The organism is Desnuesiella massiliensis (assembly GCF_001403615.1).
Classification (GTDB): Bacteria; Bacillota; Clostridia; order Clostridiales; family Clostridiaceae; genus Desnuesiella; species Desnuesiella massiliensis.
Genome location: NZ_LN879457.1, coordinates 236,485 through 260,743, shown reverse-complemented (window position 1 = coordinate 260,743; position 24,259 = coordinate 236,485). Strand labels below are relative to the sequence as shown.

The following is a 24,259-nucleotide window of genomic DNA, read 5'->3' as shown; positions in this document are numbered from 1 at the left end:
TGCCCTCCAAAAGTATTTCTATTATTTCAAGTAAATCACATTATCTTTATTATATTCCTAAATATTTTTCTATAGCTTTTGTAACTACATAGCCTCCGTATTCTTTATTTGATAATACAGTAATCTCTAAAGCTAGCTCTGGATAATAGGATGATCTAAAGCTTACTCCTGGGTCTCCCCCCATTAAGTGATACTTAAGGATTTTATCTTCTCTCTTATTTATCCAAATTCCATAGCCATAGAATACTTCCTCTTCCACATGGATTTGAGGAGTTAACATAGTCTTTGTTATCTCTTGGCTTAAAAGCTTATTTCCAATTAAAGCTTTCCAAAATTTTGTCATATCCATGACTGTAGTGAAAGCTCCTCCGTCAGGTCCTCCCACAATAGGTATGGAATAAATATTTGCTTCCCACCCTCCCTGCTCATCTTCTAGATATCCATAAGCAGTATTCTCTGGCAGCCTGTTCATATAAAAATATCCTGTGCTGTCCATTCCACAAGGCTCTAGTATATTTTTCTGAACATACTCTGTAAAACTAATACCAGTAATTTTTTCTATGACTATACCCAATATAATAAAGCCCGTATTGTTATATTTAAAGCTGCTTCCTGGTTTAAAGTCCATAGGTCTATTCTTAATAAAGTACATAAAATCTGAAGGCTTCTTCATGGTATACATAGGCTTTTCTAGCCATAATTCACTGTAGTCCTTCATTACTTCTTCATCAAAATAATCTGGCACTCCAGAGCTATGAGTCAATAAATGCTCTATGGTTATAGCTTCATCAAGATTAGGGATATCTACATATTCCTTTAACAAGCTGTTAAACCTTAATAAACCCTTCTCCACCAACTGTGCTATAGCTACTGCGGTAAAACCCTTGCATCCAGAGGCCATACCAAACTTAGTATGGATATTATTATTTATCTTCTCACTTCTATTAGCAAAACCATAGGCTTGATTAAAAACAGTGTGATTCTGTTGTATTACTGATATAACCCCTGATAATGGCTTTTCCTCATCTATTTTGCTTACTATTTTTTCTATTGCATTTTTATCTAGCAACATCTTCTTTGCCCCCTTTTAATTAAAGTACTTTTTATACTTTAGAATGTATTAATAGCTTCTCTATAAAAACCCCCATAAGCACTCCTATGGAATAGCATACTAGATCACTCCATAGGAATCCATAGCCTAGCACTAAACCGCCTAAGGTAGTTCTTCTTATATTATCAATCCATGGACTATGATATAACTGACTTATTTCAATAGTAAAGGAAAAAGTTAAAGCTAGCAGAGCTACATTTCTTGTTCTAAAACTATTGAATATAAAGCCAAAAATCCAAAACATCATTAATGCCCACAAGATATCTCCTGAAAAGCTGCTTATAAAATTTGGTAATATATAAGAAAATCTTCTAGACCCTAGGCCTAGAAGCATGGTTATAACTATAAAAATAAAGTATAGAGTTCTATTTCTTTTATCACTTTTCACTGCATGTACCTTCTTTACCTATCATTTTCTATTATTAGTTTTTTTGCTTGCATATACAAAAGCTAATATTACCAACGGTATAAATATGAACCAAGGTATATTAATAGTGGTTCTTAGCATCATAGCTAAAAGCATCAATACAGCCACTCCTATAATGCAATAAAGACAACCTCTTCCAAAGGTCTCCATAATACCCTTCCCTCCAAAAAATTATTTAAAATCTAAATGCTCTACAGCCTTCAGCGAACCTTTCTCAAATATACATCTATGTTCATATTTTTTCTCATCATAAAGCATCTTTTCTAAGAAAAAAAGGTACATTACGAGCAATTCCTGTGTTTTCTGGATTTAAATCAGTACCTTATCTCTCTGTCTTATAAAGCAAATTGTAAAGCCTAACACTAGTTGACCGCCTCTTTCCTTTGTTTATATTTTAAAGCTTCCCAAAATCCTTTGAGTATTGGTATTTTGAGAAGCTAAAGTTAGCTCATTTAACGATTTAAATTATATAATTCATAGTCATAAATTTTATATTTTCATATCTATCAAAGCGTTCAAAGTCCATTATAGGTATAAATCCTATTTTCTTATATACCTTTATAGCTCTGATATTATCTTTGATTACTGTTAATCTTATATTTTTATTTCCATAGGTCCTCTTTGCAAACTTTATGCCTTCTATAATAAACTCGTATCCTTTTCCTTGTCCACATAGATCAGGTCTCATGCCTAATCCGATGTCCACAAAGTTCTTATCTTCATAAGCACCATAGCTGTTTCCTGCTGATACCTGAGCCCATTTTTCAAAACAAAAGAAGCCTATTAGCTCATTATTAGAAGCTAGGGCAGCATAATATAGACCTTCTTTCAATTCCCTAATTCCCTCTTCATCGCCACCCATATTATATATGTCATAAGGACCCTCATAGCACCAATTTACAATAGTTCTTGCGTATCTTTCACTCATTCTTACTATAGAAATTTCCATTAACTTATATCCTTCTTTCTTTTGCAGATACCCTTATATCTTTAATTCACCTATATATTCTATAGATAACCTTACACTCAAATTTATAAAGCTGTCTAAAAGCTTCTTAGGTATGTGCTTTACCTTATAGTCATCCTTAGGATTAAGATCCTTTAAAAAATTTAATACCTTAGTCCAATTGGCTTGTATGATATCTTTGTTTATCCAACTCCAGTTAGGTATTATGTCTAGATCTATATTTTCTACTAAATTATTAACATGCTTGGGACATATTAAATTAGCTATATATTTATCTAACTCTTCCATATCCTCTTCTTTTAATTTATTCTTTTCTTCATTATGATAAATATTATCATTATATCTGTAGCAGGTATTGTATATATTATATAGCCAAATGTCATCTGTGATCATATGGCAAAGATATCCCTTGAAAAAAGAAGCTATCTTTTCATCTTCTATTTGTAACTTATTTATATCGTATATAAATTTTCCAAAATCTAATTTATCATAAAGTTCTTCCTGATAATGAGTATCTTCTTTAGAAACCCCACTATCATGACATAAATCTGGAGCTATATTTCCTAAAATAAAGTAAGACTTATCTAAACTTTTTTCCTGATTAACTTTATTATATATTTGTGATGCAATAAATACATGTGTCATCCATGATGCCATGACACGACCTCCCTATGATATATTATTAAATAAAATAATTAAAGGGCATTATTCTTTAAGTTCTTTTTAACAATATAATATGTATCTAGCTCTTTACAGATTGTGAATCCAGAATTCATATACATAGAAAAAGGTCCGTGGTATTGATGAGCATTGCTTAAATCTCCTTTCATAGGATATGCTTCTATATAATCGAAGTCCTTATGAGAATAATCCTTACATATTTGCTCTAGAATTTTGCTGGCTAATCCCTTCCCCCTATATTCTGGAGCAATTACAAAACATACAATGGAGCAGCTTAAACCTTCCTCAGCTTCTACTATCTCTTTCACAGAAAGCAGTCTGCTATAATTAGCTTTAAGATTTACATTACACCATCCTACAGGCTTATTATCAATATATGCTAAGTACCCTGATAACTTTTCCTCTTTTATTAAAGTTTTCGCTGCTTCTCTGTTATACTCCTTTGTCCTTTTTATCCATTCATTGTTGCTTACGTTAAAATGATAATAGGTACAATAGCAACCTCTCCAGTGAGGATTATCTACAAAAGCGACTTCGTCAAAGAAATAAAGGTAATCTTCAAGCAAGTCTGAAGACAATGGTCTTATTGTTAGGTTCATAAAAGTTTCCCCCTTAATAGTTTTAAGCTTAATTCTTACGTTTCTTAGCTTTATTTATATATTCTACAGCGCTGGGAGTTTTACAAGAGGTATCTCCATGATCTATCTGAACCTTCCCTATAACTTCAGCAACCTCTATCGCCTTTTTCTCTAAAGCTTCGTTCCTAAGTCCTATAGTTATAAGCGCATTATTCATGGATTCCTTTTTTCTATTTTTACTTTGATGTATATTTTCTTTTATTTTAATGAGTAGCTCTTCAAAATAATCATCTTCTATATCTTTATCATTCATAGCCTTATGTATAACAATATCCCAGGCTCCTCTACCTATCCACTCATCCTCTGAATTGAGCCATTGCTTAAGCTTTTTATCTGCATATTGACTCTTAGCTACTACATTATAAATAAACTGGTCTAGAAGTCCATAATAATCTATTTCTTTAATCCAAGTATCAATAGTTTCTTCCTCTATCCGTGTATGGTCAATAATCATAGTAGAAAATATTCTGGCATCCGTATTCTCTGTTTCCCACAACTGTATAGCTAAATCATGGTCAAGCTTGATTTTTTTCTTTAATAACTTAAAATTAGCAAAGCTAACTCCAAATTGATTGTCTCCTGCACCATGCCTCTTATAGATCTTCCTATTTTGCTCCGTTCCCATGTTCTGTAGTTCTTGCATCACCTCGTTTATATTCATCTTCTCCTCCTTTATTAGAATATTATGATAATTATATTCTACCATATATAGGGGACGGTTAACAACTTTAATACTTTATATTAAAGTTGTTAACCGTCCCCTATAATAAGTGTTATAATCGTATTAATACATAAAAAGGAGGGATAGATCATTATGAAAGTAAAAAATAAAATTATTATATTTTTATTTACATTAAGTTTCTTATGTACAAGCTTACTTTCAATAGTTGCACTAAAGGCCTATGCTGATAACGGAACTAACACCCTTACTGTAAATGTAGAAAATTCTATATACAAAGATTCCAGAATTCCTGCCTCACAAAGTACAGTTTCAACTTCTACAATAAAAGCTAAAGTAAATAGTACTTATGAAAATAAAACTTATAGAAATTTGGAAGAATTAAAAGTGGCAGTATTAAATCATTGTAGAGAAAAAGAGTCTTCCTTTTCTTTGCTCTATGGCGGTAATTTTTCTGATTTAGAAAATAATTTAATAGATAACTTATTAGACTATATAAGATTGAATGATGATTACTCCTATTTTTCTATAAGCAGGATGTCAGGTTCCTTCAGAGGTTATGATGGAAATGTGGAGTTGACCTTTAATGTTAACTATATCTCCTCTAAGGAAGAGGACATTTTAGTAGACGGAAAAATTGACTCTATATTAAAAGCTATATTAACTCCTGATATGAACAAGGATAAAAGAGAAAAAGCTATTCACGATTATATAGTATCCCATGTAGCTTACGACGAGTCCCTGCAAAAATATTCTGCTTACAATGCTCTATTTGACGGTACTGCAGTATGCCAAGGCTATGCCTTGCTTACTTATAAAATGCTTAAAAAGGCTGGTATAGAAAACAAAGTTGTTTCTGGCACTGTGAATAATGTTGGACATGCTTGGAATTTAATAAATATTAGAGGGAACTGGTATCACCTAGATTGTACTTGGGATGATCCTGTACCAGATAAGAAAGGTAGAATACTTTATAATTACTACAATTTAACTGATGAGCAGATACTCAAAGATCACAGTTTTGATAGAAATGCTTATCCAAAATCTGCGGTTACTAAGTATGTAGCTGTAGATACTCCTGCTTATGAACTCATGAGCACTAAAGGCTTTAATATCATAAATTATGCTAATAATATTCCTTTGGATAAAAAATGGACAATTAAATTTTCAAAGGAAGTAGCCTTGAACACAATAAACGATAAAAATATTTTTATAGTTAAGGCAGATGTATATGATGGCTCTTCAAATATACCAGAAATAATAGCTTTAAATAAAATTCAATGCAATGTAAACATTATTGAAGGGTTAAATAAGCATGTAAGCATAACCCCAAAAACAGCTTATGAAACTCATAGTACCTATTATTTAATCATTACTGATAATGTATTTTCTGCTGCTGGTATAAAAATAGCCAAGCCAACTATAATGAAATTTTCTACACAATAGATAACAAGATTTTTCTCATAATAGTTATATTTATTAAATGAAAAATTTTGTTATTGAGGAGAGTATGATGGAGGATTATCACGTACGCATATAAAAGCAATTTAAGCAAAATAAAGAAGCCCAAACAATCAGTTTAGGCTTTTTTTAATATCAAATACTCACTTTCTTGTGCCTACAACGCTTACATACCGTCAATTTTCCGCCATTATCTTGTAAAATCTCATATAACAGTTTGATTCTTTTAGCCTTACAAACAGGGCATGTTCCTCTTCCTCTTGAAGGCAAGTGAATCAAGCCTTTTCCTCTATATTTCTTTGACATTTCGCTCTCCTTCTATGTATTTATTTTCATCCTTCAAATTTTTATAAACAATCTTTCTAATAGACTCACTGCTCAAGCAAAATAGTTCGCTTAGTTCCTCAAAGCTATAACCGTCTTTATATTTTTTCAAAATCTCACTATTCCTAAAAGTTATTTCCTGCCTTGAGCCACTTTTATTACCCCAATTTACTCTCATATTTTCCAACTGGGGAATGTAAATTCTCTCACCTTGAACATAGTTTTGAATTTCCCTTAAAAGTTCAGGAGGAAAAATATCCTTTGCGTTTTTATAGTTCAATAAAAAACCTCCTTCAATGCTGAGACATAGGTATTACCTTTCTAGAATCATGTCTGTCCAGAATTCAAAAGGAACAAAACCGTTTTTTTCACAAGTAGAAACTGCGTCATGACAATCTCTGTTTAAGTAAATGTAAATTGCCTCTTCTGGACAAACCTTGGACAATTGAATTATGGTTTCACTCAAGAGACAATCCCCAATACCGCTGCCATTATATTCAGGACTAACTGAAAAATTATCAATCCATACCTTTCCTGATTCCTTTGACACAATAATACCAGAGACAACCCTGTCATTATCTACAGTAATAAATCTCGAATTATTAATAGTGAACTTTTGTTTTAACATATCCAAAAACTCCTCATAGGTGCAATTTGTGAAGTAACGATAATTTTTGGTAGATTCATTTTTAAAGTAAAAATCAATGATATTATTCAGAAGTTTATCTGAATAATTTGTTGGCGAAAAACCATTAGCAAGTTCATCTGCCTGATGCACCGGCACACTCCAGTCCCTTTTCATATACATCCTGTATTTTGGTTCAAAACCGTTTCTGATAATTGTAGGAATTAGATAATGTGAAAGCGTTGGAAAGTATTCAATTTCTCCATATTCAAGTGATTGAATTATAAACTTTTTCGAATTATCTTCCGACAAAAACCACTCTTTAATATTAGGAATTGATTTTTCGATAATTTCAAATCTCTTTTCCCAATTTGATGGAAGAATTAATGTTGCTCGTAATGTATCATCTCCCTCATTCAAATGATAAAGATGGTAAAGACAATATTCGTTACCAATGTAGTCAATTAAATAAATTCCTTTTTCACTATAAAATTTATATCTATCAAAATCATGCATGGGCATTTTTACAAATGGTAACATCGGAATGAAATTTGCTTTTGCATACTCAATTTTATCTGCGAACTCGCTCATTGTATTTGCAGTTATTCTTTTAATAGTTTTCATGTCAACCACCTCCGAAATATTTACAGGAAATTTCTACATTCTCATTATCTCATACACTAAATCGGAAATACAGGTAAAAAACAATTGCACTAATTTTTTACCTGCACATTCAAATACTATTAATGGACTTTGGAAATATTATGGCTTTTAGCTGTTATACTAAATAGAAAGATTCATAAAATAGTCTATTATATTGTTGGAATTGCATATTATAGATGTTTTATGGATAAAAGAAGAGTTTAGAAAAGATGGATATGGCTCTACACTTTTAAAGGAAGTGGAGAAGATTGTTAAAGAAAAAGGCTGCAAATTAGTTCATTTAGACACCTTTGATTTTCAAGCAAAAGATTTTTACTTGAAACATGGATATGAGATCTTTGGTGTATTAGACAATTGTCCATGTGGACGTAAACGTTATTATATGAAAAAGAATATATAGTTCACTTTATTCTTAAAGGGAAGTGCAAAAATAGCTTCCCCTTAAAATTTACCTTTCGATATTTAGACTCTTCATGAAAAACTCTCTAAAGGCATTTATCATACTGGCTTCCTCTGGAGTATGGTAAGTTAGGTCCATATAATATTTACCAGTTTTAATATCTTTAGATAGGGAATCTAAAGGAAAACCTTTATTTCTTTTTTTATGTGGAATAGAAGTGATAATAAATTCTTCAGAACAAATATCATCTCCATCATACTGAAAAACTTCTTCTTCATTTAAAATCAAGCATATTGCATTTTTATATCTTGCTCTAACCTCGCCACCAGCATTTAACGCTAATTCAGAGTAATATTCTATCATTTCCTCATCATTTAATTCCTTACCTTTTACTCTTCTTACATGAACCCCCGGTTGACTACTTGGGCTTATCCCATCTATGTATAACCCTGAATCACAAGAAAAAACAGGTTTCTTAAAGACTTGGTAGTAAGCGAAAGCTTTTATCTTAGCATTGTCTAATGGGATATTTCCACTTTCATCAATAGCTCCTATTTTTAAATCCACATCATTTAAGGAAAGAATTTCTATATCTAAATCTTTTAGCATGTTTTTCATTGAATTGATCTTTGCAAGGTTTCTTGTTCCATATAAAATCTCCAAATTGCATCAGCTCCTATAAAAAATTATGATATCTATCATCTATGTTTTTCCATGAAATAAGCTATACCACTTTCTGAAAAGCCACATTTTTCGTATAACATTTTTGCCTTTGGATTTTCTGAATTTACATATAAACGAATTCCCGCTGATGCTGTTGTATTTAATAATTCATCAGCCTTTTTCATAAGTTTACTTGCTATACCTTGTTTTCTATATGTAGGTTCAACCCACAATTCATCAACATATACATGTCCAAGACCATTTAGTCTACCTACCTTAGGCATATATATTATTGAAATCCAACCAACAAATTTATCTTTATCTAATGCAGCATAAACATATAAATTTGGATTTTCAAGTGCTAAATATATATCGTTGAAATTATTATTTGCTGCCTCTAGCTTTTCAGCATATGTTCTTTCTCTTCTATTAATCCTCCAAAAAACCATATCATCAAACATGGAATAATTTTGACTATCTACTTTTGTAATTTTATATTCTTTCATTTTTTCACCCATTTACTATTCAATCTTTAGCCAAATCTTTAATTAATTCCACTGCTCCATTCTCCCACATTTCTTGATATTCTTGGGTAATTTCGAAGCCATTTTTAATGTAAAAATTTACTGTTGAATTATATGAAGGTTTAACTTTGGGAGGAACAGTCAAAACTACAATCTCATCAAACCCTATTTGCTTTATGTAACTACAAAAATAATTCATTAATTTAGAACCTAATCCTAATCCCTGATGTTCCAGTTTTGTACCCATTAATGTTATATAAATTGAACCATCCCAACATGTAAAAATAATAAAGGAAACTATCTTATCTTCAATGGTTATACATAAAACATCTTGAAACAAAAGGTCTCTTTCTGTATCTGCAGCAACATTTTCAGTAAACCATTTTCCTGTTAAGGAATTTATTATATTTATAATTTGCTTAATAATATCCTTATTTGATGGTCTTTGGTATAGTTTAAATTCTATCTCCATAATAACCCCTCTTCATATTTATATACTAATGAGCACCATTTGACTTAAACTCCCCCGATCCCTTTAAATAGCAATCAAAAAATTCAAGGCAGATCTTGTTAATTACTTTGAGGCAGTGCTCAGTGCTTGTTGTTGATTTCTGTCCGTTGAACAGGCGTGTCAAAAGTGGACTTGTCAGCGCCAGATCAGTTAGAGTAAAATGCCCCACACCGCTTATATGCACATTAAATGCTGTGGGATTATTATTAGACAGCAAGGCATAATTTTCAGCATATTGTGGCCAGTCGGCTAAATGATCCCATGAACTGTCCGAATACACATTAAGTACAGGTATGGGATACTTCTCATTTGTAAAAATAAACTCATTGTTTTTAATTCCCTTTATGTCACACATAAAGGGTGACTCTAGTGCAATAACAGCACTAATATCGTTTCTCATTCTACCTATACCCAGTGCCGCTGAGCCTCCAAGAGAATGTCCCATAACACCAATTTTTGTTGTGTCTACAAGTTTATATACAGTATCCGAAGCATTGCTCTTTGCTTGTGTAAGTATATAATCTATCACAAAATTTATGTCATCTGTGCGTACTCTCATCCACTTTTGATAATTGTCATAGCTTTGTTGTTTGTTAGATTCTGCATTATCTGAAGCTAACTCTTTCACAAAACTCTTATCTACAAATGTAGTATGTCCCTTATCATCAGTAGTGTATAAGCATTGGTAAGTATGGTCCATTGAACATACAACGTAACCATGACTTGCCAGTTCATTATAAAGTGTCTCATTACTTGTTTTGATGCCGAATGCACCATGTGAGAATACTATCAAAGGATATGTTCCGTTTGAATTTTTAGGATACCATAGCTTCACATTCAACTTTCTATTTTCTCCAGTATCAGTATAGGGCTCAATTCGTTTTGTGTCTGTGTAGGTGTAGTCTATAGTCGTAACCTGATATTGGCCTGTCCACTTTATTATCTCATGCTGTGGAAATATTATTGAAGGTAGAGTTACCATAAGGATAAGTACTATCATTCCTATTGTTTTCATAGCAACACGCACTATTTTATATGCTCTTTTTTCTTGTTTTTTCTTAATTAAGTCTACTGTCCCCATTATGGCCAGTAAAAATAGAAAGGCGGCTAAAGTGTAGTAACGAAAACTCCAGTCAATTATCGACAGAGCAGTAAACAGCGCAAAACACATAAATGCAGCAATTCTGATAATATTTCTTACTTTTTGTTGATTAGATTTTGTAATAATGCAGAATACTGCAAATGCAACTTCAGCAACCATAGCAGTTAAGAATATAATAATACCCATTTTTCACCTCTCACTTTCAGGAAACATATATAAAAGCAATTTAACTATACGATAAACTTTACCATCCATAAATATCAAATTGTATGCCGGATATGTAGTTTTCAATTGCTCTTTTTATATATGGTATAGTATTAATAGGAAGATTATCTATTTCAAACCAGGATAAATCATCACACTTTTCTGGTTCCATATTTACGATTTCCTTATTCCATGAATCTGCTACAAGAAAAAAATCTATTCTCTCAGACTCTGATTTTCTGTGCATAACACCTACAATCTGTATATTATTTGGGTTAATCTCTATACCTGCCTCTTCCCTTGCTTCCCTTATCATTGCCGACTTTACATCTTCATTTCCGTCTAAATGTCCTGCCACAACACTATAATTCCCATCTTCATACCCTGTATTAAATCTCCTTAATAATAATATTTTACCTTCCCTAATAAGAAAAAGATGTGCAGCAACTGGCATTTTAAATTTTTCCTTACTCAAATAAAATCCCTCCTGTTATAGTGTATAATGTTTTACTACTACCCAAATATTACAAATGCCACTTCTCTTTACGCATGAGACAATATAGGAAGCATTAATTTATTATTTTTAAATAAATTCTCTTCTCCTTCCATAACAAATAAAGTTGTGTCATCCTCCTGCAATAAATCTACATCGTAACCACCTGAGTCATTTGGTGTAAATCCTAAAACTACTTTTTTCACTTCTTTATTAGTTAGTTCTTTTATAATATTATCTAAGTCTACTTCTGATGAAGAAAATACATCCTGCAAGTACAATGCATCGCCTTGGACCTCAGCAATTGCGATCACATCCTCTTCTCTTAAATAGTAAACATTGTGGCTCATAAAAGAAGTACAATAAAACATCACCAATCCTGCATTCTTCAGCATTGATAGCTTTGATATTGCAATAGAATCATTAATCTTTTTAACAACCAACTCTCTGTTATGATTTAAGGACATATCTAATTTTTCTGCAGCTATAAATTCATTAGCCTTTGTAATATTTTTAGAATACTGATATTCCATGGCAGTGGTAAAACCAAACTTAGGATAAAAATCTAATACACTATCATTAGCAAATAAATATAGCATATGGCATTTATCCTTCCATTCTTCTATTACCTTCTCCATAAGATATCGGGACAAGCCGTGATTTTGATATTCAGGCTCTGTCATCACTGTTCCTATTTGTATATATCTTTTAGTTTCTCCTAAAACTAAGAAATCAATAATGCTAACTGAAACATTGGCAATAATGTTTTCATCATTCATTAGAGAATATGGTACATAGCTATTTCCCCAATATCCTGCTTGATACCATTGTTCAAAATCAAATCCATAGGTCTTTTGTGTTAATGCATTGTAGCTTTTTCTAAGCAGGACATTGTCCTTATAATCTTTAATAAAAATATATTCCTTATCATTAATTGATACTTTCTCCACAGAGGTCACCTTCTTAAAATTATTTATCATCTTCATTAGGACAGACTTCATTTACATAATCCCAATATTCACCTGGGGTTAAGGGTTTTGGTTCAGTGAGCATCTCTGCTACTCTTGCCAGTTCCTTGATTTTATTGCGAAGCATTGGCTGTAAACAGCAGGGAACATGATCTTGATTAACCCTATGTAACATTACACATTCAAAACACTTTCCATGCCACTCACATTTCTTTTTAGGACATGGACACTCTGTATATCTTCCTGACTTAATTATAGCTCTACATTCTTTCACCATTTCCACATATTTTTCTTTTTTCTCTAAAGTAATTTCAACCTTTTCCATTTCCATACCTCCATTAATATTATTTATAAGCTTGTCTTACTTTTACTAGCATTTAGGGTATTAAGCCTACAAAAATCTAATATTCAAATTATTATTCTTATTAATGATATACGTTACTATAGCATAGATATTTACCTCTAAAAGCTATTATAGCAGTTATAACAGTGAATATAATAACTATTCTTTTTTACTTTGCTTTTTTCAAACCTTTCACCTCAATTAGGTAATATCTTTTCTCACTCTTACAAAATATAACTTTAAGCATATCCACCTTTTGTTGGAGGTAATTTTTTATATTCATCTTTATTAATTATTATTTCTTGAATTTTCTTGAATAACCGTCTTAATTGAATAGCCTCTTTAGCTTCAGAAACATTTTCATCCTTCCAACATATATTTTTCTCTTTACGTTCAATAATGATTTTAATTGAATAAGTTTGAAAAGGCGTTTGAATTATATTGCTCTTTGGATTGAAATTTTCAGGGTAACTGCTCCTTTCACCATTTCATCTTTATCTATGCTTCATATAGTATCTCTTAGGTAGACTTTATAATAAATCTATTATATGTTTCTTATAAAAAAGCTGTAAGATAATTTAATTCTTACAACTTAAATAATTACAGAACTTCTTTTAATTTCACTCCGTTGAATTTCCCTGTTTTGATACTCACTCCACCTGATGGCATTATCTTGGGAGCAAAGCCTTGTTTCCATAAATCAGCGGCATGCTCACCTAATTCAAGATGTGAACCACCTGGTATAAAAACAATATCCGCCTTTTGCATTTCATCTTGTAAAAATATAAAATCGGAAATGTCGTCTATGATTTTCATGTATGGCGCCTCCTTATTTATTGATCAATGCTCCTTTAACTTTGTATTTTATAAATAATTTAAGTATAGCTAAAAATTCACATTTATAAATAGTACATGAATATTGCACCTTAAATCTTATTTTCTTAATTTCAAATAAATAACTTGTGAAAATGCAATCAAAGCAACAACAAAGCCTATAATACTAACTATAGTGTCATATCTATGATACTGATACCTTAATGCCTGTTGCATAGACGCAAACCACAGAGACAAGGGCATTAATAATAACATAATATTCATTAATATGTATTTGGTTTTTCTTATATAAAGACTATATACTACTAGGAATAGAACTAATAGACAGGATATTAGTACAGCATTATTAAAAGATATTTCTACAGGTATATCGCTTGTAACTAACATCTCGTACACCCATAGTATTAGTAAGAACGAGCTTACTCCTATGCCAATAACACTATCCTTTATTTTGCTCATATTTAATCAAACACTCCTAACCTTCTCATTTAATTAATTATTTTAGAGATAATCAAAACGCTCTCTTAGGATTACCCAATAATTTTTAAGTAAATAATATCATATTTATCCACAAAAAGTAAAACGCATGTTAAAAAGCCCTAGTATTGTGTATGCAAATTGTATCATTGGATTATTTTTTATATTCATTCTTTTATTAGAATATACATAAGTATAAAGAACCTATTTCTGAGCAGTAGCCCGACTATATAAGTGCAGAAAAATTAGAGTGTAGCAAAACTACTCTAAAAGTAGTTTTGCTACACTCCCAATTCATATCATTATTAATAATCAACACATGCCCATGCATCCACTTCAACTTTAAATGATGGGTCAGCTAAAGAGGCTACATATAGCATTGTCATACATGGGTTATGATCTTGCAAGACTTTTGAAACAGCTTCGCGTCGTTTTAAATTATCAATAGGCCCTACCATATAAAATGTTATCTTTACCAAGTCCTTAATCTCCATATTAGCAGCATGCAGGTTTCGAACCAGGTTCTCCATTGCATTTTCAATTTGCTTTATAGGATCTTCCGGAAGAATCCCATTTTCATCTTTTCCAAGCTGTCCAGAAAGAACCAACCAGCGTTTCTGACCAGTAACCTCAATTTGATGAGTATAAGCTGCAACTGGAGCATGTATATTTTCTGGATTTCTAAATATCTTCATAAAACCACTCCTTAATAAAATACTAATATATAAATATTTACTTCTAATGAAGAGAATATACCCTGTAAATACTATGTTTTAAAGACATATCTAATTTTTCTGCAGATATAATAGCTATTATAGTAGTTATAACAGTAAATATAGTAGCTATCCTTTTTAACTTTGCCTTTTCCATAACCTTTCCTCTACTTTATTAAACTTTTATAATAAATCTATATACTATTAATTAATAATTTGTAAGTAAATAATATCATGTTTATCCACAAAAAGTAAAACATATGTCAGAAAAGCTCTATTTATTCTTTTCAGCCCATATTATAGCTCTGTGTGTAGTTTCACTGATTGGATTTCCGTTATAATCTCCATACTCGCTGACTATCTTGAAGCCTACTTGATCAAGCCATTCATGCACTTGCAACAGAGTTGGAATATGCTTAGCTCCAACACTTTCTCGTACTATTTTTTCACCGTCTTTGGAGATAATCTCTGTTTTGCGTTTAAAGGTTGTAATCTGAGTTTGTGGTTCATATTTGCCATCAGATATAATTATCTTTCCATAACTACCCAAACTATCAACGCCTTCAAATATAATTCTTTCATCAGAGTTTCCAAAAAAGTTCTCTGGATGCGGAAAACAGTCAAAATCTAAATATATATGTCCATTAAGCTTTAAGGCATCATAGGATCTTTTTATAAACAGCTTTTGCGCTTCCTTATAGTTCATACTGGATATAATATTAATTAAAATATTTCCTGCAAGAACAACAGTATCAAAATTATTTCCCCAGTCATCATTTATTGCATCAGCCTTTGAAAAGTTAATGTTTGTTAACCCCTTTGCTTTTGGTGAGATACGTTCTAGCATATAATTATCCATGTCAAAGCCGGTTACTTTATGTCCTGCCTTTGCCAATGGAACAAGTATACGTCCGCTTCCACAGCATACCTCTAAAATATTTTTTGAAGCTTCACCAATAACTGAAAGCATAAAATTTACATCATCTATCTGAATTTCTTCTTGATCATAAAGGTCTGCATACCATCTATTAATAACATCGATTGTTAACATATAATCCTCCATTTTTTTAGGAAGGTTAAAGTATAGTCTCCCTCCTTGTTTTTCTTGAAGTTATCAATTTTATGTTTTTCGTATGATACCACCCTTTCACAATTTTTTTATTCATCATATTATAGAAGTAATAATAATGAATGTTCTTCTATTTTAAAACTATGCTTCTCATACTTCCAGTGAAAGTATTCTTATAATAAAACTTTACATATTTTATTACGTTTTAAATTGATATTATCTAAATATTGCAAACTTCTTATGATATTAATACTTAATACACATAAAAAAATGGCCTGAGAATTCTTAATTCCAGGTCATTTTTATCATTAAAAAGCTCTATTCATACCCATTTTCTCTAGCTATGGCTTCATCTTTCATTTCACTTTTCATGCCTTTAAGAGCTTCTTCTCTTCTTTCATTTTTTTCTTCTAAGGTTCTTCTCATGTTGTCATCGCTAGTTTCTTCAATCATTTCATCAGCAAGATGGATATTTTCAATAGTATTACTAATATTATGTTGGATTCTAGCTACATTATTTCTTCTATCATCTGGTTTTGGTTTGCTTTTCATAATCTCATCTCTCCTTGTCTTATGTGATGAATTCATTTAAAAATCTATACTTAAAAAGGTAAAGTACCTTCGTTTTTATTATCCCTATAAACATATTTATTATGCTAAAAATTTAATGGGGACGGTTAACAACTTTTAAGCATTAAACCATAAAAAATAACCAGACATATGCTTGTACATTTCATTAGTTATTTTTCATTTAATCATTAAAGTTGTTAACCGTCCCCAACTATTTAATGCATCCACCATGGAAAGTACACTCATATACTTTTTTATCATTGTAGAATATTTCTTCATATCCGTTAAACCAATGAAACTCTCCATTTATAATGCAATGATAGGTGTATTCTCCATTACGATATATGCTTGGTCCACGATAAGGATATTGTTTTGGAACTAAGCATAAGGCCTCTTTCAAAAAATCTCCTAAAAAACCCTCTCCAAGAACTCTTCCCATATAATTCATTGACCAAAAAGGAATATTATTCCTCCATAAAGCTTCTTCGCCAGCAAATATTTCTCCACCTAAATAGCTATCGATATATAGTAAATTATCTTCTGCATAATGCAAATCATAAGAATTAGGTCTTGAGGATGGTGCTTTAGGTCCTTTACCTGCATAAGTAGCTTTTTTTGCCCTACACAAAAAATCTATTATAGCTTCATTATCCTCATACTCTTTACTTTTTTCTTCATGCAAACAACAATTCTCATCATAGTCCTTCACTAATTTATCAATAGTTACTTTAAATAAATCACTTAATGTTATTAATTTATCTACATCAGGATAAGATTGCCCACCTTCCCATTTTGCAACTGCTTGTCTTGACACCCCGATGCTCTCAGCTAAATTTTCTTGGGATAGTTCTCTCTCTTTTCTCAAAGCCTGTAATTTTTCTGAAAAAGCCATTTTTATCACCTCAACTTAAGTATAATAAGTAAAATTGTAAATTACTATCAATCAACCATAACAATTTTGTCAACTAATAGTTGCTTTTACAGTAGCCTGAATTACTATATTTATGCCGATATTTTCTGAAATTAGGCTAGAGTATTGTTTACTTATATATAGCTTATACTATGAGTATATATTTAAATCCTTTTAAAAAACATTAACTAAGGTGGTGTTAATTTTGGATAAATTTTACGCATTCAACTATATGAATAATAATATGCTTCCTGGTGTTATTATTAATACTTCTGATGACTATTATGATGTGAATAGTCATGACTTTTTTACTGTTTATGTTAACGGTGATTATATGGGCAAAAAACTTCTCCTTAGCCAATCTGACAAAATTTCTGATACTGTTGAATATCTTCATAAAAATAGCTTTAATAACTTTACTTCCAAAGTAGATGGTAATTCGCTATATATAAATGATGATGATCTAAAAGAATCAAAACATATAAAAGATACTTTACATGTATATCTTAATATTAGATAAGGGGGCGGTTAACAACTTTAAACATTAAAGTTGTTAACCGCCCCTCTACACATTTCTTATAAATATTATAAACCATACTTACTCATAGCATAAATTTCTTCTGAACTCATTTCAATCAATTCTTTTACACTAGTAAGTGGATAGCGCTTTTTAAAATATTCTATAATTCTATATCCAAAGAAATATCCTGTACACCAAGGTATTCCGTCTTCATCATCGCCAAACATGTATTTATTATAATCTACATTAGTCTCATTTAATAATTTTGAATAATACTTATTCCATAATTCCTTTTCTTGCTCTTCAGATATTTGAGAAATCCATTCAGGATTTAAGAATGGACTAAGACTCTTGGCAAAGACATCCGCTTGTCCATCAATTAATATAGATTCTATGAACTTTCCTGTGCGTCCTCCATGAATTACATGCCAATAATTTCCCCACACTGTATGATGATATTCATGAGCAAATACATAAGGTATCCAATCTAAATAATTATAAACAAGTGGATTAATGTTTAATAGAATATTGCCAAATACATTAACTCCCCAAACTCCATTCTGTTTTTCTTTAACAGTCAAGTTATCATCATCAACAGGGTAGATTGCAATCGTTATAGGATCATCATCATAATTGGGGAGTATGTTCACTACTTGCATAAATCTTTTCTTAATTTCTTTAATATCTATGTTTTTCATAACTTCAATCTGTTGCTTTAATCTAGATATATTCTTAATGGGTTGTGGTTTTCGATCGGACATATCGAATGGTGCCCATTGGCTAATTTTCTCCCAGTAAGGCTGAATTGCATATCGTTCCCATAACATTTCACAATCTGGATTCTCTTTTTCCATCTCTAGTATATAATCATCCAAATTTTCGTAAACTGCTAAAATATCTAATTCCATTTTTTATCCTCCTTAAATAATGGAGGGTTAAAATATAGTGGCCCTCCAAACTTTATCCATTTTACTGACTATACTTTTTTTCATATGAAATCACCCTTTCTTAATTTTTTATTCCTCATATCATTTAAGTAGTATTGATGAATATTCTTATATTTTAAAACTGCGCATATCATAATTCCAGTGAAAGTATTTTTATAATAAAACTTTACATGTTCTATTACGCTAAAAATTTAATGGGGACGGTTAACGACTTTAAGCATTAACCCCAAAAATAACTAGTCACATGCTTGTACACTTGACTAGTTATTTTTTCTTTAGTCATAAAAGTTGTTAACCGTCCCTCTATTTTAATACATATTCAGCCAAAACACTTTGCAATTCATATATATTTAGGCTCTTATTAAATTGCTTTTCTATTGGCATCTGAGTACCAGATATCCAGATCTTCAGCTCTGCATCTAAGTCAAAATTTCCAGCAGTCTCTATGCTAAAATGTGTTATACTCTTATAAGGAATCGAATGATATTCCACTTTTTTCCCTGTAACACCTTGCTTATCCACAAGTATCAATCTTTTATTTGTGAAAATAAACATGTCCCTAATTAACCTATAGGCTTTTTCTATAGTTTCTGTAGATGCTAGCACATTGGCAAAATCTCTTTGCACCTCTTGAAGATTTACTTCTGAAGCGTTTCCCATTAATCCATCAAATAGTCCCATAAATATCCCCCTTAAAAATAAATTATTTCTAAAATACTATTCTCTGCTAAATAGCAAATTACCTTCTCCTATAAAAAATTTCTTTGTTTATGCTTATAAAAATTGAGTTTATATATTTTGTAAAAAAGCCGAATTAACTCGATTTTCTATAATTCTAATTTTCTATAACTTTAAAATATACTCTTTACCCTCATATAGATTACTTCCTCTATTGCATTCATATGGTATTTCATTAATATATGTAAATCCCAACTAATAGTTTGGTTTATATCATTATGACTTGTTCAAAACATATACTTTGATACATCAGGGTCGCTTTCCCAGCAGTCAAATACTGCCTGTGCATCTTCCATATAAAATGGCCGCAATAATAATCTATCCGTTTCTAATATTGGTGTTTTCATACCTATATACCCCTTTAACTATATTATATATAATCTATAGTTTGCATTTTATGATTACTGAGAAAAAGCTTCTTTATCAAAATATTTCTTTGTTGGTAAAATAAATATTAAATTAATAGTTACCATTATAATACCAACATAGGGAAATTGCTGCTTGCTTAGTTGAGAGGAAACAATAGGTATTACTAAGAAAGCTATATTGCTAGTTATCATTAACCAATAACCCCAGCTTTTAAGTTTCAAATATCCATAAGATATTATTAAGAGAATTACAGGAATTACTGCTCTCATCATCCCATTGAGAAAAACAGATAATGATCCATGGTGAGCTTCAAATGACTTTATAAAGTTTGAAAACAATGATATTATTGATAAAATAGCGCTTAAAATGCCCATATCTCCTATGAATGTTATTATAAAAGGTCTTTTATCATTCATACATACTCACTTCCCATAAATTCGAATTTATTGATGATATGGCACTATTATAACTACAAATAGTGCTAAAGATAGAAACTTCAATCCTCTAAGTTTAAACAATAAAGAACATGCTCGTATAGTGGACTATCCTTAGCAACATTAGGATGATTAAATTCCCCTATTTTTCCCATGCCAATTTTCTTCATTACATTTTCAGATTGAAGATTAACTTTAGCGGTGAAGCTATACACTTTACTAAAACCTAATGTATCAAATCCAAATTTCAAACATGCCTTTGCTCCTTCTGTTGCATATCCCTTTCCCCAAGCATCATATTTAAGCCGCCAACCTATTTCAACACAAGGAGTGAAAGCAGCATTAAAGGTTGCTCTATGGAATCCTATAAATCCTATGAACTCACTATTATGCTTTGTTTCTACTGCATACCGTCCATATCCTAAACTTTTAAATTCATCTTGAATTCCGTTATGAAACGCATCTGTTTCCTGCTCTGTAAGGGTATTAGGAAAATTTTTCATCACTCTGGCATCCTTATTCATCATTCTAAATTCTATTAAATCATTCTCTTCCCAATCACGAAAAATTAACCTTTCTGTTTCAAAATAAATCATACACTACCTCCAGTAAATTGTTTTTTCATTATACTAGCCTATAATCTCCAGTCAGGTCCAAATAAATCCCCAAACTTCACCCAACCCTCTTTTATTTCATTTCCTCTTCTATATTCAATTCTATAAACAGTTCTTCCTTTTCCAACCAAGAAAAAAGGTCCTGTTGAAAATGTTTTTCTTTCTATGCTAATGACCTCGCCACCTATAGAACTTATCTGTTCTCTGATCTTTCTCTCATGTCGTTCACCTTGAACTATTAACATTACTACTATGAAAACAATAAATGCTATAATTAATAGGAATTCCATTAACTTTACACCACCTTATTAGATAATTTTAGAACCATAATAAAAAAGGTCTATTAATAATCTAATATTATACTATGTTCACTTCTTAGTACCTGACATTATAAAATCTTCACATAATTTAGTTACACTAATTAATATTTCTAGACTCTTCATATAGTCCTCATCTATTTCTAAGGAATGTGCAGCTCCTTCTATAATCTTTAGTTCTACCTGAGGGTATTTATTTATTTTATTTATATCCTCCATAGAAAAAAATTTATCCTTTGAGCCCGTAACAACAGTGCATTTTGAATCAACAATATATGGAATTGTGTTAGGTATGGGGGTTAAAAACAAGTTATTTATATTATCATATCCTATATATCGGCTAATTTCTCCTGCAATTACTGTACCTAAACTTTTACTGATAAAGTATATATTTTTATATCCATTAGAAAGACATATCTCAACAGCTTCCTTAGCTTCCTTCAAGGTTTGTTCAAACAACTCTCCTTTAAATGAATTATTAGTTTTAAAATATACATATTCTAAACTTAACACATTGCAACCCGATAACAGCGTTGCCTTTCTAGCATAGTGTAATAAGGGTTTATCACAACTATAATCCCCTCCCGGAAAAAGAATAACAATAGAATCTGATTTGGGTTCTTGTGTTAAAAAAAGATTATTAATATGATGTCTCCAAGATGATTTAACCGTAATATAAGATCTTTTAATCAACTTTATCCTCCTTTATACTTTAGCATCATAATAAAATATTTCATTGTCTTTGTAACATGATGAAGCTTGTCCTGTAATTTCAGGATATTTTATAAATACATTACAACCTTTCCACTCCTAACCCTCCTTTTTAGTGATAGTTCTGTAATGCATTATCCTTAAATAACTTCTGATTATTCTTTTATTATTTTCTCAAGTACATTTCTTACTAATGGATTTAGTCTTCTTTCTATATCTTCCCAATCATACTCTTGTATTGGAAAGATTGACCTTTTAAGTTTTTTCACATTTTTTACTGGAAATATCACTCCATTACTCTCTTCATTGCTTACTCCAACAATATTCATCTCAACAGGATATGATAAAGCGTTCCAAATTGAATCCAAAACAGGACCTTTATAGTATTTTATTATCTTTTCATCGCCACCACCATGTCCTACAATTCCTACAGGCTTCCTAAATAAAGGTGAACGGTAATTTTCATTGTTAAATCTTTTTAAGAAAGCTAATTGCTCAACCTTCTCAAGAAGAATAGATAATTTTGATGGTATCGGCGCATAATGGGCAGAAACAATAAACAGTGCATCAGATTGAGTGAGTATGCTATAAATTTGGTTAAAATCATCATCATGAATGCAAATATCTTGATTGAAGCATCTCCCACATCCAATGCAAGGCCTAAGCTCATAATTAACAAGAGGAATAATTTCAACCTCTACACTATTAACAATCTTTCTTTTCACCATTTCTTTAATGAGCTTACATGTTTTCACAGAAGTACTATTTTCCCCAGCATGTTTAATATTTGAAGCAGATACACAAACAATAAGCATATTTTATCTCCTAACCTATATATAAAGTGTGTTTTTATTTTACCTACGAGCTTTCAATATTAAATTGAACGCTTAATCTCCTTCATCATAAAATCTGCAAAATCAATTAATGCCTCAGTATCGTAATTAAATATTTTAGTGTTTTTGTAACACAGTAAAGCTTGTTCTATAATTTCAGTATATTTTATAGGAATACTAGAGTACGCCCATTCTCCTCCCTCCTTTTTAGAACATATCATGCCTTCCCTGAGGTAATATAAAACTCTACAGAGGTTAAGAATGGTATATACGGGAGAATTAAGTATATCTTCTCTTGCATTTTCAATGTCGCACATAATAGATTTTAAATAGTATTTTTTAGGAACAGCTTGAAATACATCCTTTATAGGTCTTCCAAATATGCAAATACCTCGCGCTGTAGTTATGGTAATATGCGCTGCCAAGTCATGGTCTTCTCCATTTTCACACATATAGCTATAATCTCGCTCATACTTTTCTTTATGCTCCTTAGAAAAATGTAAAACAAAAGGTGTGGGATATTTAAAATTCTTAGCATGCTCTTCCAGTAAAATACTCATTTCAAAGCCTTTTCTAGGCCCTTGCTTGTCCAATTTCAGTAGAGCATCTATTAACTGCCTTTTCTCATTAAAATCTAAGTTTTCTTTTATTACAACTAAAAGGTCTATGTCACTGATGTTAGGATTAAAGCAATTCATTGCCAAGGACCCATGTACATAAATCCCCACAAGATTGTCTTTTAAAATATTTCGGTAGCTAGCCGCAATACTATCTAATATATTTTTTATAGACTTATCCATTTAGCTTCTCCTCTAAATAATTTAAAGAACTATTAAATATATAAATCCATTATTATTTCATCATCAAAATCCCCGTTTATATTGAAATAATTCTTATGAACTCCAACCTTTGTGAATCCAAACTTCTCATACATTTTCACAGCCTTTATATTACTTGCCTTCACCCCAAGGCTTATATTTTTTATCGTGCCCTGTTTCTTGGCATGATGGATTAACGCCTCCATTACAGCACTTCCTACGCCTTTTTTCCAATGCTCCTTTTTAACAGAAATAGCAATTTCACTATTATGAGCTATCCTCTTTCTATTAGGGCTAGAAATTTGAGCTATGCTTACGATATCATCATTTATAGTTGCTAAAATCATAAGTACATTAGGATTGCTATTTACATTTTTAATATATTCTCTTTCTTGCTCTGCAGTAAGATGAAATTCATCTTTTCCAAATAGCAAATTATCGCTTTCTCCTCCAACTATATTAAGATACTCAACCATATCTTCAGCATCTTCTACAGTGGGTCTTCTTAATATTAAATGGTCTCCATTTTTTAATGTTAACTCTTTTAAAATATAACTCATATATACCTCTCCTACTTTCATATTATTTAATTTGTTCCAAA

36 protein-coding genes and 1 pseudogene are annotated in these 24,259 nt (G+C 31.0%); 3 read left to right on the top strand and 34 right to left on the bottom strand.

Annotated elements, in window-relative coordinates; genetic code table 11:
• Positions 1 to 49: 49 nt before the first annotated feature.
• From BN2665_RS19210 to BN2665_RS19185, 7 genes are all read right to left on the bottom strand, one after another.
• Complete coding sequence (locus BN2665_RS19210) at positions 50 to 1,072, bottom strand: serine hydrolase domain-containing protein (protein ID WP_055668731.1); 1,023 nt, start codon at positions 1,070 to 1,072, stop codon at positions 50 to 52.
• 31 nt (positions 1,073 to 1,103) lie between these two features.
• Positions 1,104 to 1,445, bottom strand: coding sequence for a ribosomal maturation YjgA family protein (locus BN2665_RS19205; RefSeq protein ID WP_055670012.1), 342 nt, complete (start codon positions 1,443 to 1,445; stop codon positions 1,104 to 1,106).
• 75 nt (positions 1,446 to 1,520) lie between these two features.
• Complete coding sequence (locus tag BN2665_RS27410; RefSeq protein ID WP_195892729.1) at positions 1,521 to 1,688, bottom strand: hypothetical protein; 168 nt, start codon at positions 1,686 to 1,688, stop codon at positions 1,521 to 1,523.
• A 310-nt stretch (positions 1,689 to 1,998) separates the two neighbouring features.
• A complete protein-coding gene (locus BN2665_RS19200) occupies positions 1,999 to 2,487 on the bottom strand; it encodes a GNAT family N-acetyltransferase (RefSeq protein ID WP_055668730.1) in 489 nt (162 codons plus the stop codon).
• A 33-nt stretch (positions 2,488 to 2,520) separates the two neighbouring features.
• Positions 2,521 to 3,162, bottom strand: coding sequence for a zinc dependent phospholipase C family protein (locus BN2665_RS19195; protein WP_055668729.1), 642 nt, complete (start codon positions 3,160 to 3,162; stop codon positions 2,521 to 2,523).
• 38 nt (positions 3,163 to 3,200) lie between these two features.
• Positions 3,201 to 3,785, bottom strand: coding sequence for a GNAT family N-acetyltransferase (locus tag BN2665_RS19190; protein WP_055668728.1), 585 nt, complete (start codon positions 3,783 to 3,785; stop codon positions 3,201 to 3,203).
• Between the two features lie 28 nt (positions 3,786 to 3,813).
• Positions 3,814 to 4,485, bottom strand: coding sequence for a DNA alkylation repair protein (locus BN2665_RS19185; protein ID WP_055668727.1), 672 nt, complete (start codon positions 4,483 to 4,485; stop codon positions 3,814 to 3,816).
• A gap of 153 nt (positions 4,486 to 4,638) precedes the next feature.
• Here BN2665_RS19185 and BN2665_RS19180 point away from each other — a divergent pair, with 153 nt between their 5' ends.
• Entirely contained in the window at positions 4,639 to 5,949 is a 1,311-nt protein-coding gene (locus tag BN2665_RS19180; protein WP_055668726.1) for a transglutaminase domain-containing protein, read from the top strand.
• Between the two features lie 150 nt (positions 5,950 to 6,099).
• Here the strand turns inward: BN2665_RS19180 and BN2665_RS27405 are convergent, their stop codons facing one another.
• Genes BN2665_RS27405 through BN2665_RS19170 form a run of 3 tightly spaced genes read right to left on the bottom strand, consistent with a single transcriptional unit; the run spans position 6,100 to position 7,537 of the window.
• The gene (locus tag BN2665_RS27405; protein ID WP_195892728.1) at positions 6,100 to 6,270 is read right to left on the bottom strand and encodes a hypothetical protein; all 171 of its coding nucleotides are present in this window, start codon (positions 6,268 to 6,270) and stop codon (positions 6,100 to 6,102) included.
• Positions 6,254 to 6,568, bottom strand: coding sequence for a CD3324 family protein (locus BN2665_RS19175; RefSeq protein WP_055668725.1), 315 nt, complete (start codon positions 6,566 to 6,568; stop codon positions 6,254 to 6,256). The genes BN2665_RS27405 and BN2665_RS19175 overlap by 17 nt, the downstream gene beginning before the upstream one ends.
• Before the next feature lie 33 nt (positions 6,569 to 6,601).
• Positions 6,602 to 7,537: a GNAT family N-acetyltransferase gene (locus tag BN2665_RS19170; RefSeq protein ID WP_055668724.1), complete on the bottom strand. Its 936-nt coding sequence runs from the start codon at positions 7,535 to 7,537 to the stop codon at positions 6,602 to 6,604.
• 182 nt (positions 7,538 to 7,719) lie between these two features.
• Between BN2665_RS19170 and BN2665_RS19165 the strand changes: the two are divergent.
• Positions 7,720 to 7,976: pseudogene (locus tag BN2665_RS19165) on the top strand (GNAT family N-acetyltransferase); the annotation flags it as partial.
• A gap of 48 nt (positions 7,977 to 8,024) precedes the next feature.
• On the opposite strand, the gene BN2665_RS19160 reads toward BN2665_RS19165, so the two are convergent.
• The 14 genes from BN2665_RS19160 to BN2665_RS19100 form a co-directional block, all read right to left on the bottom strand.
• Positions 8,025 to 8,639: a non-canonical purine NTP pyrophosphatase gene (locus BN2665_RS19160; RefSeq protein ID WP_055668723.1), complete on the bottom strand. Its 615-nt coding sequence runs from the start codon at positions 8,637 to 8,639 to the stop codon at positions 8,025 to 8,027.
• A gap of 35 nt (positions 8,640 to 8,674) precedes the next feature.
• Complete coding sequence (locus BN2665_RS19155) at positions 8,675 to 9,145, bottom strand: GNAT family N-acetyltransferase (RefSeq protein ID WP_055668722.1); 471 nt, start codon at positions 9,143 to 9,145, stop codon at positions 8,675 to 8,677.
• A gap of 19 nt (positions 9,146 to 9,164) precedes the next feature.
• A complete protein-coding gene (locus BN2665_RS19150; protein ID WP_055668721.1) occupies positions 9,165 to 9,635 on the bottom strand; it encodes a GNAT family N-acetyltransferase in 471 nt (156 codons plus the stop codon).
• A 25-nt stretch (positions 9,636 to 9,660) separates the two neighbouring features.
• The gene (locus BN2665_RS19145) at positions 9,661 to 10,962 is read right to left on the bottom strand and encodes an alpha/beta hydrolase family protein (RefSeq protein WP_055668720.1); all 1,302 of its coding nucleotides are present in this window, start codon (positions 10,960 to 10,962) and stop codon (positions 9,661 to 9,663) included.
• 58 nt (positions 10,963 to 11,020) lie between these two features.
• Positions 11,021 to 11,455 (bottom strand): NUDIX hydrolase, encoded by a 435-nt coding sequence (locus BN2665_RS19140; protein WP_195892727.1) that lies wholly within the window; start codon positions 11,453 to 11,455, stop codon positions 11,021 to 11,023.
• 68 nt (positions 11,456 to 11,523) lie between these two features.
• Positions 11,524 to 12,423 (bottom strand): GNAT family N-acetyltransferase, encoded by a 900-nt coding sequence (locus BN2665_RS19135; protein WP_154674993.1) that lies wholly within the window; start codon positions 12,421 to 12,423, stop codon positions 11,524 to 11,526.
• A 19-nt stretch (positions 12,424 to 12,442) separates the two neighbouring features.
• A complete protein-coding gene (locus tag BN2665_RS19130; RefSeq protein ID WP_055668719.1) occupies positions 12,443 to 12,766 on the bottom strand; it encodes a hypothetical protein in 324 nt (107 codons plus the stop codon).
• 618 nt (positions 12,767 to 13,384) lie between these two features.
• Positions 13,385 to 13,600 (bottom strand): hypothetical protein, encoded by a 216-nt coding sequence (locus BN2665_RS19125; RefSeq protein ID WP_242865992.1) that lies wholly within the window; start codon positions 13,598 to 13,600, stop codon positions 13,385 to 13,387.
• A 117-nt stretch (positions 13,601 to 13,717) separates the two neighbouring features.
• Positions 13,718 to 14,077 carry a hypothetical protein gene (locus tag BN2665_RS19120; RefSeq protein WP_055668718.1) on the bottom strand — a complete coding sequence of 120 codons (360 nt, stop codon included), beginning with the start codon at positions 14,075 to 14,077 and terminating at the stop codon, positions 13,718 to 13,720.
• A gap of 323 nt (positions 14,078 to 14,400) precedes the next feature.
• On the bottom strand, positions 14,401 to 14,790 hold the full coding sequence (locus BN2665_RS19115) for a RidA family protein (RefSeq protein ID WP_055668717.1): 390 nt from the start codon (positions 14,788 to 14,790) through the stop codon (positions 14,401 to 14,403).
• 43 nt (positions 14,791 to 14,833) lie between these two features.
• Positions 14,834 to 14,965 carry a hypothetical protein gene (locus BN2665_RS27775; RefSeq protein WP_278335910.1) on the bottom strand — a complete coding sequence of 44 codons (132 nt, stop codon included), beginning with the start codon at positions 14,963 to 14,965 and terminating at the stop codon, positions 14,834 to 14,836.
• Between the two features lie 117 nt (positions 14,966 to 15,082).
• Positions 15,083 to 15,859: a class I SAM-dependent methyltransferase gene (locus BN2665_RS19110; protein WP_055668716.1), complete on the bottom strand. Its 777-nt coding sequence runs from the start codon at positions 15,857 to 15,859 to the stop codon at positions 15,083 to 15,085.
• 336 nt (positions 15,860 to 16,195) lie between these two features.
• Complete coding sequence (gene tlp / locus BN2665_RS19105; RefSeq protein ID WP_055668715.1) at positions 16,196 to 16,429, bottom strand: small acid-soluble spore protein Tlp; 234 nt, start codon at positions 16,427 to 16,429, stop codon at positions 16,196 to 16,198.
• A gap of 229 nt (positions 16,430 to 16,658) precedes the next feature.
• Positions 16,659 to 17,339: a DUF5680 domain-containing protein gene (locus tag BN2665_RS19100; protein ID WP_055668714.1), complete on the bottom strand. Its 681-nt coding sequence runs from the start codon at positions 17,337 to 17,339 to the stop codon at positions 16,659 to 16,661.
• Positions 17,340 to 17,562: 223 nt separating this feature from the next.
• On the opposite strand from BN2665_RS19100, the gene BN2665_RS19095 reads away from it, so the two are divergent.
• On the top strand, positions 17,563 to 17,877 hold the full coding sequence (locus BN2665_RS19095) for a hypothetical protein (protein ID WP_055668713.1): 315 nt from the start codon (positions 17,563 to 17,565) through the stop codon (positions 17,875 to 17,877).
• A gap of 65 nt (positions 17,878 to 17,942) precedes the next feature.
• On the opposite strand, the gene BN2665_RS19090 is transcribed toward BN2665_RS19095, so the two are convergent.
• From BN2665_RS19090 to BN2665_RS19050, 10 genes are all read right to left on the bottom strand, one after another.
• The gene (locus BN2665_RS19090; protein WP_055668712.1) at positions 17,943 to 18,785 is read right to left on the bottom strand and encodes a DUF2268 domain-containing putative Zn-dependent protease; all 843 of its coding nucleotides are present in this window, start codon (positions 18,783 to 18,785) and stop codon (positions 17,943 to 17,945) included.
• A 342-nt stretch (positions 18,786 to 19,127) separates the two neighbouring features.
• Positions 19,128 to 19,505 (bottom strand): PH domain-containing protein, encoded by a 378-nt coding sequence (locus BN2665_RS19085; protein WP_055668711.1) that lies wholly within the window; start codon positions 19,503 to 19,505, stop codon positions 19,128 to 19,130.
• A gap of 284 nt (positions 19,506 to 19,789) precedes the next feature.
• Positions 19,790 to 19,909 (bottom strand): GNAT family N-acetyltransferase, encoded by a 120-nt coding sequence (locus tag BN2665_RS27635; RefSeq protein ID WP_242865991.1) that lies wholly within the window; start codon positions 19,907 to 19,909, stop codon positions 19,790 to 19,792.
• A gap of 54 nt (positions 19,910 to 19,963) precedes the next feature.
• Complete coding sequence (locus tag BN2665_RS19080) at positions 19,964 to 20,347, bottom strand: hypothetical protein (protein ID WP_055668710.1); 384 nt, start codon at positions 20,345 to 20,347, stop codon at positions 19,964 to 19,966.
• 80 nt (positions 20,348 to 20,427) lie between these two features.
• Positions 20,428 to 20,961, bottom strand: coding sequence for a GNAT family N-acetyltransferase (locus tag BN2665_RS19075; protein ID WP_055668709.1), 534 nt, complete (start codon positions 20,959 to 20,961; stop codon positions 20,428 to 20,430).
• Positions 20,962 to 20,999: 38 nt separating this feature from the next.
• A complete protein-coding gene (locus BN2665_RS19070; RefSeq protein ID WP_055668708.1) occupies positions 21,000 to 21,269 on the bottom strand; it encodes a hypothetical protein in 270 nt (89 codons plus the stop codon).
• Between the two features lie 78 nt (positions 21,270 to 21,347).
• Positions 21,348 to 21,989, bottom strand: coding sequence for an alpha/beta hydrolase (locus tag BN2665_RS19065; protein WP_055668707.1), 642 nt, complete (start codon positions 21,987 to 21,989; stop codon positions 21,348 to 21,350).
• Positions 21,990 to 22,162: 173 nt separating this feature from the next.
• The gene (locus BN2665_RS19060) at positions 22,163 to 22,822 is read right to left on the bottom strand and encodes a flavodoxin family protein (RefSeq protein WP_055668706.1); all 660 of its coding nucleotides are present in this window, start codon (positions 22,820 to 22,822) and stop codon (positions 22,163 to 22,165) included.
• A 59-nt stretch (positions 22,823 to 22,881) separates the two neighbouring features.
• Positions 22,882 to 23,640 (bottom strand): aminoglycoside adenylyltransferase domain-containing protein, encoded by a 759-nt coding sequence (locus tag BN2665_RS19055; protein WP_055668705.1) that lies wholly within the window; start codon positions 23,638 to 23,640, stop codon positions 22,882 to 22,884.
• Positions 23,641 to 23,672: 32 nt separating this feature from the next.
• Positions 23,673 to 24,218 (bottom strand): GNAT family N-acetyltransferase, encoded by a 546-nt coding sequence (locus tag BN2665_RS19050; protein ID WP_242865990.1) that lies wholly within the window; start codon positions 24,216 to 24,218, stop codon positions 23,673 to 23,675.
• Positions 24,219 to 24,259: the final 41 nt, after the last annotated feature.